General features: G+C 61.1%; 12 protein-coding genes. 2 read left to right on the top strand and 10 right to left on the bottom strand.

Translation table 11 applies throughout. From position 1 onward, the window contains the following. Positions 1-11: 11 nt before the first annotated feature. The 9 genes from RH950_RS10860 to RH950_RS10820 all read right to left on the bottom strand — a co-directional run bounded on the left by RH950_RS10860 (position 12) and on the right by RH950_RS10820 (position 9,808). Positions 12-1,136: a CaiB/BaiF CoA transferase family protein gene (locus tag RH950_RS10860; RefSeq protein WP_350056577.1), complete on the bottom strand. Its 1,125-nt coding sequence runs from the start codon at positions 1,134-1,136 to the stop codon at positions 12-14. 16 nt (positions 1,137-1,152) lie between these two features. Continuing rightward, a complete protein-coding gene (locus RH950_RS10855) occupies positions 1,153-2,316 on the bottom strand; it encodes an acyl-CoA dehydrogenase family protein (protein WP_350056575.1) in 1,164 nt (387 codons plus the stop codon). Positions 2,317-2,353: 37 nt separating this feature from the next. Beyond that, positions 2,354-3,193 (bottom strand): class I SAM-dependent methyltransferase, encoded by an 840-nt coding sequence (locus RH950_RS10850; protein ID WP_350056573.1) that lies wholly within the window; start codon positions 3,191-3,193, stop codon positions 2,354-2,356. Between the two features lie 8 nt (positions 3,194-3,201). Next, complete coding sequence (gene dgcA, locus RH950_RS10845; RefSeq protein WP_350056571.1) at positions 3,202-4,188, bottom strand: N-acetyl-D-Glu racemase DgcA; 987 nt, start codon at positions 4,186-4,188, stop codon at positions 3,202-3,204. Positions 4,189-4,216: 28 nt separating this feature from the next. Next, positions 4,217-5,218 (bottom strand): N-acetyltransferase DgcN, encoded by a 1,002-nt coding sequence (gene dgcN / locus RH950_RS10840; protein WP_350056569.1) that lies wholly within the window; start codon positions 5,216-5,218, stop codon positions 4,217-4,219. A 130-nt stretch (positions 5,219-5,348) separates the two neighbouring features. Next, positions 5,349-7,031: a tripartite tricarboxylate transporter permease gene (locus RH950_RS10835; RefSeq protein WP_350056567.1), complete on the bottom strand. Its 1,683-nt coding sequence runs from the start codon at positions 7,029-7,031 to the stop codon at positions 5,349-5,351. 10 nt (positions 7,032-7,041) lie between these two features. Further along, positions 7,042-7,527, bottom strand: a complete 486-nt coding sequence (locus RH950_RS10830) for a tripartite tricarboxylate transporter TctB family protein (RefSeq protein ID WP_350056565.1) — start codon at positions 7,525-7,527, stop codon at positions 7,042-7,044. Between the two features lie 82 nt (positions 7,528-7,609). Next, on the bottom strand, positions 7,610-8,581 hold the full coding sequence (locus tag RH950_RS10825) for a Bug family tripartite tricarboxylate transporter substrate binding protein (RefSeq protein ID WP_350056563.1): 972 nt from the start codon (positions 8,579-8,581) through the stop codon (positions 7,610-7,612). Positions 8,582-8,794: 213 nt separating this feature from the next. Continuing rightward, positions 8,795-9,808 carry a type 2 periplasmic-binding domain-containing protein gene (locus RH950_RS10820; RefSeq protein WP_350056561.1) on the bottom strand — a complete coding sequence of 338 codons (1,014 nt, stop codon included), beginning with the start codon at positions 9,806-9,808 and terminating at the stop codon, positions 8,795-8,797. Between the two features lie 148 nt (positions 9,809-9,956). Here RH950_RS10820 and RH950_RS10815 point away from each other — a divergent pair, with 148 nt between their 5' ends. Then, positions 9,957-10,772, top strand: a complete 816-nt coding sequence (locus RH950_RS10815; protein WP_350056559.1) for an aspartate dehydrogenase — start codon at positions 9,957-9,959, stop codon at positions 10,770-10,772. A gap of 7 nt (positions 10,773-10,779) precedes the next feature. Here RH950_RS10815 and RH950_RS10810 read toward each other — a convergent pair whose 3' ends face one another. Beyond that, a complete protein-coding gene (locus RH950_RS10810; protein WP_350056557.1) occupies positions 10,780-13,278 on the bottom strand; it encodes a DUF1217 domain-containing protein in 2,499 nt (832 codons plus the stop codon). Positions 13,279-13,482: 204 nt separating this feature from the next. Here RH950_RS10810 and RH950_RS10805 point away from each other — a divergent pair, with 204 nt between their 5' ends. Next, entirely contained in the window at positions 13,483-15,264 is a 1,782-nt protein-coding gene (locus tag RH950_RS10805) for a gamma-glutamyltransferase family protein (protein ID WP_350056555.1), read from the top strand. The last annotated feature ends 89 nt before the right edge of the window (positions 15,265-15,353 follow it).

Here is a 15,353-nt window from a genome sequence, read left to right as displayed (position 1 = left end):
TCAAGACGGCTTCAGCCTGAAAATTCCGCACGGATCGCATCACTGTGCTGGCCAAGTGCCGGGACCGGCCCGAAGGACGTGTCCGCACCGACAAACTGCGCCGGTGGCGCCACCACATCGATGGTGCCCACAGGCGTTTCGACCGGCACCTGCCGCAATGCCGGATGCTCCAGCACATCGGCAACGCTGTTGATGGCCCCGAAGGCAATACCCACCGCCGTCAGCTTTTCCCGCACCTGATCGCGTGTCAGCATGCCGAAGACGCCGTTGATCGCATCGTTCATCGCCCCGCGATTGGCCACCCTGTCGGTGTTCGTCCGAAATCGCTCGTCATCCGCGATCCCTTCATCCCCGAGCACGTTTTTACAGAAACGGCGCCACTCCCGGTCGTTCTGCACGGCGATCAGGATCATGTCGCCGCCGGCGCAGACATAGGCACCGTAAGGCGCGATGGCCGGATGGCTGAGCCCGATACGCTGCTCCTTCAGCACGCCATAGGCCTGATGCAGCAGCCAGGGCGACATCCACTCGGTCATGCCACCGAAGAGCGACAGCTTGATCTGGCTGCCTTCACCGGTCCGCGCCCGCAACAGCAGCGCCTCAAGCACGGCTGTCCGGGCGAACATGCCGCAGGCGATATCACAGATCGAGACGCCGACCCGGCCCATTTCCTCTTTAGAGCCAGTGACCGAGATCAGGCCGCTCTCCGCCTGGACCAGGAAATCATAGGCCTTCATGGCGGCATAAGGACCCTCGTCCCCGTAACCGCTGATATCCACCGTGGTCAGCCGGGGATAGCGTTTGCGGAGATCGTCGGAGCCGAGACCAAGCCGGTCCGTCGCGCCCGGTGCCAGGTTCTGCAGGAAGACGTCGGCCTTGCCCATGATCCGGTGCAGCAGGGCCAGATCGTCCGGATTCTTCAGATCCGCGACCAGACTTTCCTTGCCCCGGTTGAGCCACATGAAAAAGGCGCTCTCGCCTTTTATCTCATGGTCATAACCGCGTGCGAAATCTCCCTCGGCGCGTTCTATCTTGATCACTCGGGCCCCGGCATCGGCCAGGCGGGAAGCGCAATAGGGCGCGGCCACCGCCTGATCGATGGAAAGCACCAGCATGCCGTCGAGCGGCTTTGTCATAGTGGTCTCTCCCCGCTCAGTAGGAACGCGGCAGGCCAAGCACATGCTCGGCAATGAAGGACAGGATCATGTTGGTGGAGATCGGCGCCGTGCGGTACAGCCGGGCCTCCCGGAACTTCCGCTCCACGTCATATTCCTCGGCGAACCCGAAGCCGCCATGGGTCTGCAGGCAGGTATCCGCCGCGTCCCAGGCCGCTTCCGCCGTTAGCAACTTCGCCATGTTGGACTCGGGGCCACAAGGCTCGCCGGCCTCGAACAGCTTGGCCGCCTTCTCCGCCATCAGTGCCGCCGCCTCGGTGGCCGCGAACGCCTTGGCGATGGGGAACTGAACACCCTGGTTCTGCCCGATCGGACGGCCGAACACCTTGCGCTCGTTGGCATAGTTGGTCGCCTTCTCGATGAACCAGCGGGCATCGCCGATGCTCTCGTGCGAGATCAGGATGCGTTCCGCGTTCATGCCGTCGAGGATATATCGGAAGCCCTTGCCTTCCTCGCCGATCAGGCTGTCTGCCGGGATCTCCAAATTGTCGAAGAACACTTCGGTGGTTGCATGATTGACCATCGCGCGGATCGGCCGGATTTCCAGCCCGTTGCCTTTCGCCTCACGCATGTCGACGATGAAGACGGACAGGCCGTCCGTGCGCTTTTTCACCTCGTCTTTCGGGGTGGTGCGGGCAAGCAGCAGCATCAGGTCGGAATGCTCGGCGCGCGAGGTCCAGACCTTCTGGCCGTTCACGACATATTTGTCGTTACCCTTCTTCACCGCCGTGGTGGCAAGGGAGAGCGTATCCGTGCCGCTGGTCGGCTCCGTCACCCCGAAGGCCTGCAGGCGCAGCGCGCCGCTGGCGATCTTCGGCAGATACTTCTTCTTCTGCTCCTCGTTCCCGTGCCTGAGCAGGCTGCCCATGATGTACATCTGGGCGTGGCAGGCGCCGCCATTGCAGCCGGATCTGTGGATTTCCTCGAGGATCGCCGCGGCGGCGCTGATGGACAGGCCGCTGCCGCCATATTCTTCAGGGATCAAGACGGCAAGGTAGCCTGACTCGGTCAGCGCCTGGACGAACTCCGTCGGATAGGCGCGCTCCCTGTCTTTCTCCCGCCAGTACTCGCCGGGGAAATCCGCGCAAAGCGCCGCCACGGCACGCCTGATCTCAACGATAACATCGCTGTCCGTACTCATATTTCCTCCTGGATGCGGTTCTTGGCTGCCCGCAGTCTTAATTCAGTCTGAAGATAGCAAGCCGGACGGCGATCCGGCCCTCCTTCAAATTGCGATAGATGTGTTTCTGCTTCCGGGCGAAGGACTCGCCCATGATGACCGGCGCACCAGTCGGCGGCTCCGGTTCGCCCTTTTCCGTCCGCGCCTGACGCGCGGCACGCTGGTCGTCGAGATAGGCCTCGACCAGGGCTGACTGATCCTCCGACAGCTCGGTTGCGAGCCCGGCGGCATTCGCCGCCGCCTCAACCGCGTCGACCGGGATCAGATGGCTGTGTTCCGGAAGGCTCGCCCAGGGGACGGGCATATGGATCGGCTCTCCCGATCCGGCGACCACGTCATAGAGTCCGAACCGGCCACCCGGCTTCAGCACCCGGGCGATCTCCCGGTAGAGCCCCGCCTTGTCGGCGATGTTCATCGCCACATGCAGGGTGAAAATCACGTCGAAACTGTTGTCGGGAAACGGCATGGCGAGCGCGTCGCCCTGCTCGATCCGGATTCTCTCCAGCCCGACCAGCGCATTGAGCTGCCGGGCACTGTCACAAAATGCCTCGGTCAGGTCGATACCGGTGACATCCGCGCCATAGCGGCTCGCGGCCATGCGGGCCGGGCCACCAAGGCCACAGCCGACATCCAGCACCTTGTCGCCGGCCTTGATATCGAGACTGTCGAGGAACTCCGTTGCCGCCATCCGGCCGCGCAGATGCATCTGATCGACGGCATGCAGATCCGCTTCGGTAATGTTCCCCCGGCTGATGCCGGAGGCTTCAAGAATTGCGATCAGCCGATCCGCCAGCCCGTCCGAGCTGTAATGCGCGGTGACGTCCGGAAGATCGACCATGGGGCGGGCTAGCCCCAGGTTCCGAATTCAGGGGGCTGGATAATGCTGCCCTGATAGGTCAGCCCCGGCTGCCGGTCTTTCGCCAGCAGCAGCGGCCCGTCAAGATCGACCACGGCACATCCCTGCGCCACGAGCACGCCCGGCGCCATGGCAAGCGAGGTGCCGACCATGCAGCCGACCATCACCTCGAAACCCATCTCCAGTGCCTTGTCGCGCAACACCAGCGCTTCTGTCAGACCGCCGGTCTTGTCGAGCTTGATGTTGATCATGTCGTATTTACCGACAAGCGCATCGAGGGTCTTGCTGTCGTGGCAGCTCTCGTCGGCGCAGACCGGCACAACCCGGTCGAGACCGCGCAATCCCTCATCGTCAGCCGCCGGCAGCGGCTGCTCGATCATGACGACACCGAGCTCGGCGAATTTCGGTGCATATTCCTGATACTGGGCAACGGTCCAGCCTTCATTGGCATCGACCACGAGCTTCGCGTTCGGCGCATTCTTGTGGATCAGGGCGACCCGCTCCAGATCCTTGTCGTCGCCGGTCATCTTCAGCTTCAGAACCGGGCGCGCCGCGTTCTCGGCCGCTTTCGCGCCCATCACGTCCGGCTCGTCCACGCCGAGCGTGAAGACGGTCGTGACCGGTTGCGGCTCGGACAGGCCCGCAAGCTCCCAGGCCCGTTTGCCGGTCTGTTTTGCCTCAAGATCCCAGAGGGCACAGTCGATGGCATTGCGTGCGGCACCCGGTGCGAGTGCCGCCGCCAGACCGGCACGATCCATACCGTTGGCGAGGTCCCCCGCAACGGATTCGATCTGTGCCGACACGCTGTCCAGAGTCTCGCCATAGCGCTTGTAGGGAAAACATTCCCCCATGCCGGCGACATCGTCGCCGGCAATTTCCACAACAATGACCTCCGACTCTGTCCGCGCCCCCCGGGAGATCCGGAAGACGCCCTGCAGCGGCCAGCTTTCGCGACGGACGGTGACCGACCTGTACATCGACTGTTCCTCTTGCGTTGGGATGGGCCTAGAGCGGCATGTTGTCGACGATGGCGCCGACGCCGTTGCGGATCGGATCCACAGCCGGCAGGCCTGTTTCGTCGCTGGCCTTCTTCAGGAACTCCTCGGCAGCCTTGTCGTCCAGGCTGGAGGTGTTGACGCAGACGCCGACGAACTGCGCATCCGGGTTCGTCAGGCGGGCAGCCTGCAGATAGTACGGAATGCACTCGGTCAGGCTCGGAACCGGATATTCCGGCAGGCCGCGCATGTGCGGACGGTTGGCTTCATGGCAGAGCACAAGTGCGTCCGGCTGTGCACCGTGGATCAGGCCCATGGTGACGCCCGCATAGGAGGCGTGGAACAGCGAGCCCTGACCTTCGACCAGATCCCAGTGATCCGCATCGTTGGCCGGCGCCAGCTCTTCGACCGCACCGGAAATGAAGTCGGCGACGACCGCATCGACAGAAACACCGGAGCCGGCAATGAAGATACCGGTCTGGCCGGTCGCCCGGAAGGTCGCCTTCACATTGCGGTTGTGCAGCTCCCGTTCGATGGCAAGGGCAGTGAACATCTTGCCGACGGAACAGTCGGTGCCGACCGGAAGCAGCCGCTTGCCGGTGCGCTTCTTGCCGTTCGCGACCGAAAAATTGCCGGTCGGGTGGCGCACGTCATAAAGACCGAGGCCCTTTTCCTTCGCCTTTGCCGCCAGCGAAGGGATGGTGCTGATACGGGTATGCAGGCCGCTGGCGATCTCCATACCGAGATCGAGTGCCTTTTCCAGCTCCACCAGCCACGTGTCCGGCATGAAGCCGCCACGATTGGCGACGCCGAGAATCACGGTCTTTACACCGGCTTCGGCGGCTTCCTCGATGGTCATGTCCGGAAGCTTCAGGTCCGCCTTGCAGCCCGGCAGGCGGAACTGGCCGACACACCAGTCCTCGCGCCAGACCTTGACGCCATTGGCGGTCTTGGCTGCGAGCTGGTCGGGCGCATCGCCCAGAAACATAAGATAAGGATTGCGGATTTCCACGACGTCACCCTGGCAAAAATGTGGTTGCGCATTGCCCCGGACGGGGCACGAATTCATCAGTGCCCGCGTCCAAGGAGATTTCTCGACCTCCGGGTCGTCCCCGGTTTCGGGACGACCGTGATCAGGTCATCTATTCAAGATGGACTTTATGGTCACCCTCAGGTGCCACTTTCCATCCGGACGCTGCACTTCGCCACAGAAGATATGCGGAAAACGCCAGCAACGCCACTCCGATAATCGGCCGGACAAAGCCCTCCATCATGAACAGCGGGACAGATACCGCCGCCAGCAGAACCGGGATATAGGCCAGGGTCCATGCCTTCGTGCCCCTCGCCTTCTGGAACCAGGGAAAGCCAATGGAGAAGACCGATACGATCAGGAAGAAGAGCGACCACGGACGGCTGATGAACAACATGAGATCGCTGTCAATCGCCAGGGACCGCGAGAGATTGAGTTCCGCGACATGGCCGAGAACGACGCCGAGAATAATCGGGGCAAGCGGGAAACCGAGCTGACGCATCACGTAGCCGACGATGCCGAAGACGAACAGCACCCAGATGTCGTAGGTAATGTTGTTCAGGGCAAAAACACCGATCGAACAATAGGCCAGGATCACAGACGCAAGCACATACATCGGGATCCGGGTCACCAGCACAAACAGACGCAGCGTGACGGACTGCATGCCGATCATGATGAAATGCGCCAGGAAGAAAGCGACGAAGATCGCGTATGCCAGATCCGAATTGTCGCTGATGAAGGTCGGACTCGGCTGGACATTATGGATCAGCAGGGCACCAAGCATCACTGCCGTCACAATGTCGCCCGGGATACCCAGTGCCATCATGGTGATCAGGGCACCACCGGCCGTCGCATTGTTCGCGCTCTCCGGCGCGATGATGCCGTCGGGAGTACCGGTGCCGAATTTTTCCGGTGTCTTGGACGCCTTCTTCGCCTGGTCATAGGCCAGGATATTCGAAATCGAGCCGCCGGCAGCCGGCAGCACGCCTGTAAACACGCCGATCACGGAGGACCGGAGAAGGTTTGTCCAACGGGCCAGCACCATCCTGATGGCTTTCAGATGCTCGATCTTGATGCGCGTATCCGCACTGGAAGCATCCATCAGAGGCTGCCGGGCTCTTACCCGGTCCTGCAGATCGGAAAGCAACTGGCTGAAGGCGAAGAGACCGATCAGGACCGGCAGGAAGGTGAAGCCGGATTCCAGATCGTCGATCCCGAAACTGAAACGCGCGACGCCGTTCACTTCATCTTCACCGATGGTCGCGATGAACAGGCCGAGCGCGCCGGCAATCATGCCCTTGACCAGGTTCTCGCCCGAAAGGCTCGCCGTGATGGTGAGCGCGAACAGCACAAGCGAGAAATAGTCCCACGGACCGAATTCCAGTCCGATCACGGCCAGACGGGGCGCCAGGGTCACAAGCAGGACCGCGCTGAAAATACCGCCAAAGAAGGAGGACCAGACGCCAAGTCCGAGCGCAAGTCCGGGTTTGCCGTTCCGCGCCATCGGGAAACCGTCGAAGGTCGTCGCAATGGAAGATGGCGTGCCGGGAATACCGGTCAGCATGCCGGACATCAGCCCGCCGGACAGACCGCCGACGAACACGCCGATCATGGTCGACAGCCCTTCCACAGGACTGAGACCGAAGGTAAACGGCAGCGTCAGAACGACCGCCATCGCAATCGTGAAGCCGGGGATCGCACCGGCGATCAGACCGGCTGTCACGCCGATCGTCATCAGCGCCAGATTCCCGAGCGAGAAGACTTCGGAGAATGCGTGGATAAGTGTCTCGATCATCGCGCCCGTCCTAATTCAGCTGCAAGAGTTCGCCGTCCGGCAGCAGAACACCGAGGCCGAAGGTAAAAATTCCCCACATGAGTCCGATCGTTCCGATCGAAATTGCGAGATGGACAGGCGCACGCTTCAGTTCCGGCTCGCCCAGAAGCGTCAGGGACAGAAACACGAAGCCGACACCGCCAATCAACATACCGAGATACGGCATGGTCAAAAGGAAGAGGAAAAACAGAACATAAACCGTAATGGCGTTCCGGTACCGTCCGATCCCACCGCTCTTGGTGTTCTCTTCCGGCGCAGGAGCAGGAGCTTTCACAATGCTCTGACCGAGCAGCGCCAGACAGAAGACGGTGAGAACCCCAAGCACGGCCTGAGGCCAGACACTCGATGGCATGGTCCCGTAATTCGTCTCCTCGATCTCCAGGCTCGCGGAAATCATGACGCCGCAAAAGACCAGAAGCAGCAGAGCTACCAAAGTATCGCGATTCAAGCGCGCCACCGGCGTTCCTCCAAATCCCTTATCGTTAAACGCAAACGGCGGCCCCCGGAGAACGGGAGCCGCCGCGCGTCGGGCTGATTAATCAGTTGCCCTTGAAAAGTCCAACTTCAATCGCGATCCGTTTCCAGTCCGCGAAGGTCTTTTCGAAATAGGCCGTGTACTCTTTCGGGCCGAGATAGTTCACGGTAGTGCCCTTGGCGGTCATGGCTTCGACCACCTTCGGATTGGCGGCCGCTTTCTTGAAGATTCCGGCATAGTGGGCGATCACGTCCTGGCTGGCGCCCTTCGGCAGCACAATACCGCGGTCCGTCCCGTAGATCAGGTTGTAACCCTGTTCCTTGAGGGTCATGACATCCGGGATTTCCGCGTTCCGCTCCGGCGTGGTGATGCCGAGGGCCTTCAGCTCGTTGGTCTGGATGTACTTCTTGGCCGAGGCGAGGTTGATTTCGCCGATATCGATATTCTTGGCCAAAAGCGCGGTCATCCGCTGGCGGGTGCCGTCATAGGAGACGTGCTTGAATTTCACGCCGGCCGCATCTTCGAGCAGCAGGAAGATGAAGTGGCTGGTGGAACCAAGCGTCCCGCCCGCCGTCACCGAGCCCGGTGCCTTCTTCGCGGCGTCGACCAGTTCCTTGATGTTGCTGTACGGCACATCCGGGCTGGCGCCGATGATGGCCGGAGTCCGGGTCAGCAGCGCAACCGGCTCGAACGCATCCCAGGTGAAGTCCACCCGGCCATTGAAGAAGCTGGTCAGCGCGCTCTGGTGAATGGCGAACAGTGTGCAGCCGTCCGGCTTCGCCTTGCGTGCTTCCTTGGCGCCCTTGTTGCCGCCCTGGCCGCCGATATTGACGACCTGCAGCTTCGGCTCGGCACCGCCTTCGTTCGCCGCTTCAACGAACTGGCGGAAGATCACGTCGGTGCCGCCGCCGGCGCCCCACGGAACAATCAGCTTGGCGGTTCGGCAGGAAAGATCGGCTGCCTGCGCGGCAGGTGCCCCGGCGAAGGCAACAGACGCGGTCGCAAAGGCCGCGAAGAGTGCTGTCTTGAGTTTCATACTTGTCTCCCTTTAGGCACACCGCCCGGGCGGACGATGCTCGAATTTCGGCAGGCGCACGCAAAAAGCGCCAATAGAGGTTGATACCCTATGAATACACCGCTGTCTGTCAACCGTTCACGATTGTTCAGACCAGCATTCCATTTCAACGTGCATTAAAATCGGATAACTCATCTGGCTATGAGAGATATTATTTCCTCGATGCCTTTTATATCAGCTTTTCTGTCCTAGCCGCCCGCCATTATTCTGGCGCTGGAGCAGCTCCGACCAGTCTGCCGCAAGATTCTCAAGATACCGTGCGAACCTGTCACCCGGGAGCAATGCAGCCTCTGTTCCGTATTCCGTATGAAGATCCGCGAGGACCCCGCGGGTTTCCATGACTTTGCTGATGATTTCCACAAGCCCCTTAACGACATCATCCGGCAGATCGCGCGGTCCGTAGAGACCGTGGTCGATCCCGAAAGTCAGGCCACCGGCCTCGGCTCCGACCGTCGGCACATCCGGCAGCATTGCCGGCGCGAATGCACCGCTGACCGCCAGCACATTCAGTTCCAGTTCCTTGGCTCTGACCGCGGCGGCCTTCAGGGACACAAACCCGGCCACACCCGGGGGACCGCTGACCAGTTCGCGATAACGCGATATGCCTGATTCGAATCCCCGTATCCGGAAACGGACCTTGAGAGCCTCTTCCATCCTCAGGAACAGCATCTGTTCAAGCGGGTCATCGACGAGGGCGAAGGTGACGCTCTCCGGCTTGGCACGGAGCTGGGCGATGGTGCCGGCGAAGCTGGGTGGCGCCGGCGGCTCCTGACCTTTTGGAGGGGGGGGCGGCCGCCCGCCGGAAGACAGCGCGATCGCGACCGGGGTCCGGGTCAGAAGGGCAACCGGCTTGAAATCGCGCCAGTGCGTCTCGGCTTTCCCACGCAATTCAAAGGCCACCTGAATCTGCGTGTCGAGCATCAGTGTACAGCCGTTCGGCGCCGCTTCCTCAATCAGGCGGCGGGCAATATCGCGCGGGCGATTGCGCACACGGAAGGCAGCACCTCCGAGATTCGTCGCCGCGCCCGCCACGGCGCGGGCAACCAGATCCCCGGCGGAACCGACGACGGACGGAACGATGATCGAAACCGTAATACAGGAAAGCTCTTGCGCCCTCGATCCGTCCGGGCGCGCAAACAGCACCAAGACGGCCAGGATCACAGGCATAAGGAACCGAAACAGTCTCATTGTGCTCCCACTCGGCTGGCGCCCCACTATACCCGGGCCTGTTCCGCCGTCCAGCGGCACCCGATAGACACGGTGATTTGACCCGCCGAACTTTTCCGCTACAGAAGGTGGCGAAAGCAACACGCAATCGGGAAACGGGGAAAGATCAATGGCTGGAAACATGAAGGTCGGAATTGGCGGATTGGGCGCAATCGGCCTCACGCTGGCCCGCGCGATCATAGATGGTCAATTGCCCGGCCTGGAACTCGGCGCCGTTGCCGCCCGCAACGTGGAAAAGGCGCGGGCGAATCTGGATGCCATCGGCGCAAGTGCCCCGGTTCTGTCGCTCGATGCCCTGGCCGAAACCTGCGATGTCGTCGTCGAGTGCGCTCCTGCTTCCGTGTTTTTGACTGTCGCGGAAGCAGCCATCGCGAAGGGGCGTATCTTTGTGCCGGTGAGCATTGGCGCCCTGCTCAACCATATGGAACTCGTTGAAAAAGCGAAACAGACCGGTGCGCGCATCATTCTGCCAACCGGTGCCCTGATCGGCCTGGACGCCGTGCGTGCAGCCGCGGAAGGGGTGATCGACTCCGTGACGCTGGAAACCCGGAAGCCGCCGCGCGGACTCGGCGGCGCGCCCTATCTGATTGAGAACAACATCTCGGTCGAGGGGCTGACAGAGCCAAAGAAGGTCTTCGAGGGAAATGCCCGGGCTGCGGCCAGGGGGTTCCCGGCGAATGTCAATGTGGCGGCGGCCTTGAGCCTCGCGGGAATCGGGCCGGACCAGACCAGCGTGGAAATCTGGGCGGATCCGTCCGTCACCCGCAACACCCATACGATCAGGGTCGAAGCGGACAGTGCGCGCTTCACCATGACGATCGAGAACATTCCGACGGAAGAGAACCCGAAAACCGGTAAGATCACCGCGCTCAGCGTGATTGCAACCCTGCGCCGGCTGAATGCACCGCTGACAGCGGGAACGTGACCTGCGGCTAACTCAGCAGGTTAAGCAGACCGCCGCCGCCGCTGATATCCTGAAACAGACCGACCAGGGAGGCATTCTTGGGCTGCGCGGTTGTGGTCCCTCCGATCGCTTCGAGGTCTTTCTTGATCAGATATTGCTCGATGAACTTGATCGCGTAGTTCGTGTTCTCAAGCGGCTTCAGAAAACTGAGCGCTTCTTCGGACCCACTGGTGTTGGTCAGCGAGGATTTTTTCTCGCTCAGGATGGAATTCTGGATGTTCAGCGTGAATTTTTCGGCATTCACCCGGCTCAGCGTCGAGCCGACCGCGAACAGGGCATCATTCAGAATACTTTCGCGCGAGGCGGCGGCTCCGCCGCTGACCGCGACATACTGAAGCGAGCTCAGCGAGTCGTCGAAAGTATCCTTGAAGCCGTTCTGCGCATCGACCGTGATCGTCGTGCTCAGCGTGCCGAGAACAATTTTCAGATCACTGGCGAACTCTCCGAGCAGGTTGTTCCCGCTTTCCCCGGCCCGCGCGATGATATTGTCAAGATCGCCCCGGATCTGGCGTATCTCGGCATCGATCGAGCCGAGCGGATCGGCGATGTTTGCCGCAAAATCAAAGGACTTTCGGTCAGTGACAAGATCATCCTTAAGCTCGGACAGGGAATCCGTCACCGTGGTGTCGATTTCGGTCAGGATGCTGTTCGCGTTACCTGCTGTCAGACTGCCCGGCAATGCACCAAGAATGGTGGTATCGAGAGACCCGCCACGCGCATCGATGTTTTTTCCGGACGTCGCATCGGCCTGGTAGCTGATCGTGCCGCCGGTCAACAGATTGTCGAACGTGAAGGTGTTCGTCCCGTCCGTCGCCGTCCCGGCTTCGTTAATCAGCGATGTCAGTGCGTCAAGCTTTGCCCCGTAGGCCGTATTCAGTTCGTCGATGTCCGCGCCGTCCGCCTGAGCATCGAACGCCAACCCGCGAATATCGGTGATCAGGCCCGCAGCCTTGGACAGACGCTTGAGACTATCGTCGACCGCCGAAACTCCCTGGGAGAGAGATTGCGTATCGAGGGCATAGCCGAAATTGACGCTATTCACGCTGCCGGCGAAGCTCGACGCATTGACGCCGTTCTGAACCTGGGCGGATTTGAAGTCGGACTTGCCTGCATCAAAATCGGTTTTTGCAGCCGAAATACCGGAAGACAGGGCTCCGAGGCTGATCGCCTGAAATGCCGCATTGGCATTGTCCAGGTCCGTCAGGAACCCCGAAAGGTCGACCGAACTGGTCACGACCGCTGTCCCGTCCGACTTGACGACCGTTGTCGTCTTGGCCGACGGCAGCGCATCGATACCGCTGCCCGCATCGCCTGACGGTATCAGCAGGTTTTCCGTCGTTCCTGCAGTGGAGTCAGTGTAGTTGGACCCCTTGATGAACCCGTCCGCACCGGTAATTTCGGTCACCAGCCGGTCGAACTCGCTCTTCAGGCTGTCCAGGTCTTCCTGGGTGTCAACCTCGGCCGCCTCTTTGAAGATCTTTTCGAGCCGGGTCAGGTTCGGGTCGGTGGTCACGAGAGCTCTTTCAGCCTCGGCAATCAGCCCCTGCTGGCGGATCAGCTCGGGAATTGCCGCTTCCTGAACCGGAATCTCGTTCGCGAGAACCCCGCTCGGGTTCGTGACATTGTCGATATCCTGCAACCGGCCGCGCAGATCCGAGAGCTGGGTCTGCAGGGTGGTGAGCTCCAAGCCTGCATTCGTGACCGCGGATAGGCCTTTCTTGATCTCGCCGAGATCATCATTGACCAGGTCCAGCTTGGTCTTGGACGCATTATTCTCGTCCCGGTCAAGCGTGTTGAGCTTGTCAAAATCGAGTTTGGCATCGAGCAGGGATTGCTGCTTGAGAATGGACTGATTTGCGATCTGTGCCGGCAGACTGAGAGCCGTTGTCACAATCGAACGCAGCGGCAAGTCGCCAAGAATTTCGAGTGAACTGTCGATTTCATTGATCCGGCGAAGGAAAAACACCGCCTCCCGCGCCGCCGGATTCTGGAATCCAATCGAGACTTCGAACGCATTGGTCAGAAAATCATCAATGACCTGGGTCTGCGCGTCTGCGTTCTTCAGCTTGGTGAAACCCTCGTTCTTGACGTTGAGGAATTTCGTGAACTCGCCATACCGCGAATCTGCCAGTCGGTTCGAATAGGAATTCGGATCATCCGGGTCGCTGTTGATGATGGCTTTCAGCTTGCCCGGATTATTGAGTTCGGACTCAAGTCCAAAGGAGGTGAGAACGAATTCGAGAGTCTTGCGGTCTTTCAGAAAATCTTCGACCGAACTGATCTCGCTGGCGCTCGTCTGGAAGCTCTTGATGCTTTTCTGAACGTCCTGGCGCTCGTAGAAATCACGGCGCGCGCCTTCCGGGTCCCGCTTGTATTTGTTAAACGCAGCAAGAGCTGTCGTCGTCGGAGCACTGCCGGTGCTGACGGACCCACCCAGAATGCTTAATGCGGCGGCTGCGTTAGTCATGGAACCCTCTGCTTCTGCTGGATTTGTGCCATTCAGCATACCAAATGGTTAATGCACAAACCGGGCCACCTCTTCTGAGGCACCGTATCATCTAGCATTTTTTCCTGTGAAATTCAATGCTGGATAGAGTCTCGCGGAATTGCACAGCCGGTTGTCGTCAGACTATAGTTGCCGTCCCTTCCAACCGACCCCCACGGATCCGCCATGTTTACAACCAGACCTGAAATTCGCGGCACCTTTGGTGTGGTCGCATCCACGCATTGGCTGGCATCCTCCGCCGGCATGGCGATCCTGGAGCGCGGCGGAAATGCATTCGACGCGGCGGTCGCCGCCGGTTTCGTGCTGCAGATCGTCGAGCCGCACCTGAACGGCCCGGGCGGTGACCTGCCGTTGATCATGCACAGCGCCAAACAGAACCGGACACAGGTCATCTGCGGCCAGGGACCGGCGCCGAAAGCCGCGACGATCCCGGCGATCCGCGATCTCGGGCTCGACCTGATTCCCGGCAGTGGCCTGCTTGCCGCCGTCACACCGGGCGCCTTCGATACCTGGATGCTGATGCTGCGCGACCACGGCACCATGGGCCTTGGGGACGTTCTGGAATATGCCATCGGCTATGCCCGCAACGGCTATCCTGTGGTCTCGAAAATCACCGACACGGTCGAGACGGTGCGCGGGCTTTTCGAAACCGAATGGCCGACCTCCGCCGCGATCTATCTGAAGGACGGCAAGGCGCCAACACCGGGCGCCCTGTTCTCCAACCCGAAGCTGGCCGATACCTACGAGCGGATCGTGCGCGACGCGGAAACCGGCGGTGGCAGCAGGGAAGCCAAGATCGACCGGGCGCGGGACATCTGGTACCGCGGCTGGATCGCGGAGACCATCGACCGGTTCTGCCGGGACGCCTACATGGACGCAACCGGACGGCGCCATAAGGCCCTGCTCACCGGTGACGATCTTGCAAGCTGGTCCGCGACCTATGAAGACGCACTGACCTATGATTACGGCCGGTACACCGTTGCGAAATGCGGCGCCTGGAGCCAAGGCCCCGTCATGTTGCAGCAGCTTTCCCTGCTGAAATCCATGGGCATCGCCGACATGGACCCGACCGGCCCAGATTTCGTGCATGCCGTGACGGAGACCTCCAAGCTCTCCTATGCCGACCGTGAGGCCTATTATGGCGATCCGGACTTTGTCGACGTGCCGATGGAGACGCTGCTGAGCGACGCTTATGCGGAAAGCCGCCGGGCTCTTGTCGGCAAAGATGCTTCCGATGCCTTCATTGCCGGCACCATCGAAGGCTACAGCAACAACATTGCACATTCCCTGCTGCCACACGCGCAGGACATTTCCGGCGCGGGCATGGGGGTCGGCGAGCCGACCGTGGGCAAAATGGGCGAGGCCCGGGGCGACACGGTCCATATCGACATTATCGACAAGCACGGCAACATGGTCTCGGCCACGCCGAGCGGCGGCTGGCTGCAAAGCTCGCCGATCATCCCGGAGCTCGGCTTCTGCCTCGGCAACCGGGCGCAGATGTTCTGGCTCGAGGAAGGCTCTCCCTCCACGCTGGCTCCGGGCAAGCGCCCCCGGACAACTCTGTCGCCCTCCTTCGCGCTGCGTGACGGCGAAGCCTATATGCCGTTCGGCACGCCGGGCGGTGATCAACAGGACCAATGGTCGCTCTTGTTGTTCCTGCACCATGCGGATCACGGCATGAACCTGCAGGAAGCGATCGACTGCCCGGCTTTCCACAACGAGCATTTTCCAAGCTCGTTCTGGCCGCGCGGCCGGATCAACAAGCGTCTGGTGCTGGAAGACAGGTTCCCGGCCGAAACCTATGCCGAGCTGCGCCGCCGGGGTCACGATCTCGAGGTCGGCGATCCCTGGTCGGAAGGCCGGCTGACCGCCGCCGCCAAGGACGGCGACATGCTGAGGGCAGCGGCCAACCCGCGCGGGATGCAGGGATATGCCGTCGGCCGTTAGACACCCGCGGAATGCAGCAGCCGGCGCCTATATATCGAACGGAAAGCGACAGACGCGCCCATGTTTCGCGCGTCTGCGCCTTGAGGCCT

The organism is Nisaea sp., assembly GCF_040217065.1.
Classification (GTDB): Bacteria; Pseudomonadota; Alphaproteobacteria; order Thalassobaculales; family Thalassobaculaceae; genus Nisaea.
Note: the sequence above shows the minus strand (reverse complement) of the source record. Positions and strands in the feature narration are given on the sequence as shown.

Coding starts and splice junctions, on each gene's coding strand:
- RH950_RS10825 (WP_350056563.1), bottom strand. CDS start 8,581: ATGAAACTCAAGACAGCACTCTTCGCGGCCTTTGCGACCGCGTCTGTT.
- RH950_RS10805 (WP_350056555.1), top strand. CDS start 13,483: ATGTTTACAACCAGACCTGAAATTCGCGGCACCTTTGGTGTGGTCGCA.
- RH950_RS10835 (WP_350056567.1), bottom strand. CDS start 7,031: ATGATCGAGACACTTATCCACGCATTCTCCGAAGTCTTCTCGCTCGGG.
- dgcA (WP_350056571.1), bottom strand. CDS start 4,188: ATGTACAGGTCGGTCACCGTCCGTCGCGAAAGCTGGCCGCTGCAGGGC.
- RH950_RS10810 (WP_350056557.1), bottom strand. CDS start 13,278: ATGACTAACGCAGCCGCCGCATTAAGCATTCTGGGTGGGTCCGTCAGC.
- RH950_RS10850 (WP_350056573.1), bottom strand. CDS start 3,193: ATGGTCGATCTTCCGGACGTCACCGCGCATTACAGCTCGGACGGGCTG.
- RH950_RS10820 (WP_350056561.1), bottom strand. CDS start 9,808: ATGAGACTGTTTCGGTTCCTTATGCCTGTGATCCTGGCCGTCTTGGTG.
- RH950_RS10860 (WP_350056577.1), bottom strand. CDS start 1,136: ATGACAAAGCCGCTCGACGGCATGCTGGTGCTTTCCATCGATCAGGCG.
- RH950_RS10855 (WP_350056575.1), bottom strand. CDS start 2,316: ATGAGTACGGACAGCGATGTTATCGTTGAGATCAGGCGTGCCGTGGCG.
- RH950_RS10815 (WP_350056559.1), top strand. CDS start 9,957: ATGGCTGGAAACATGAAGGTCGGAATTGGCGGATTGGGCGCAATCGGC.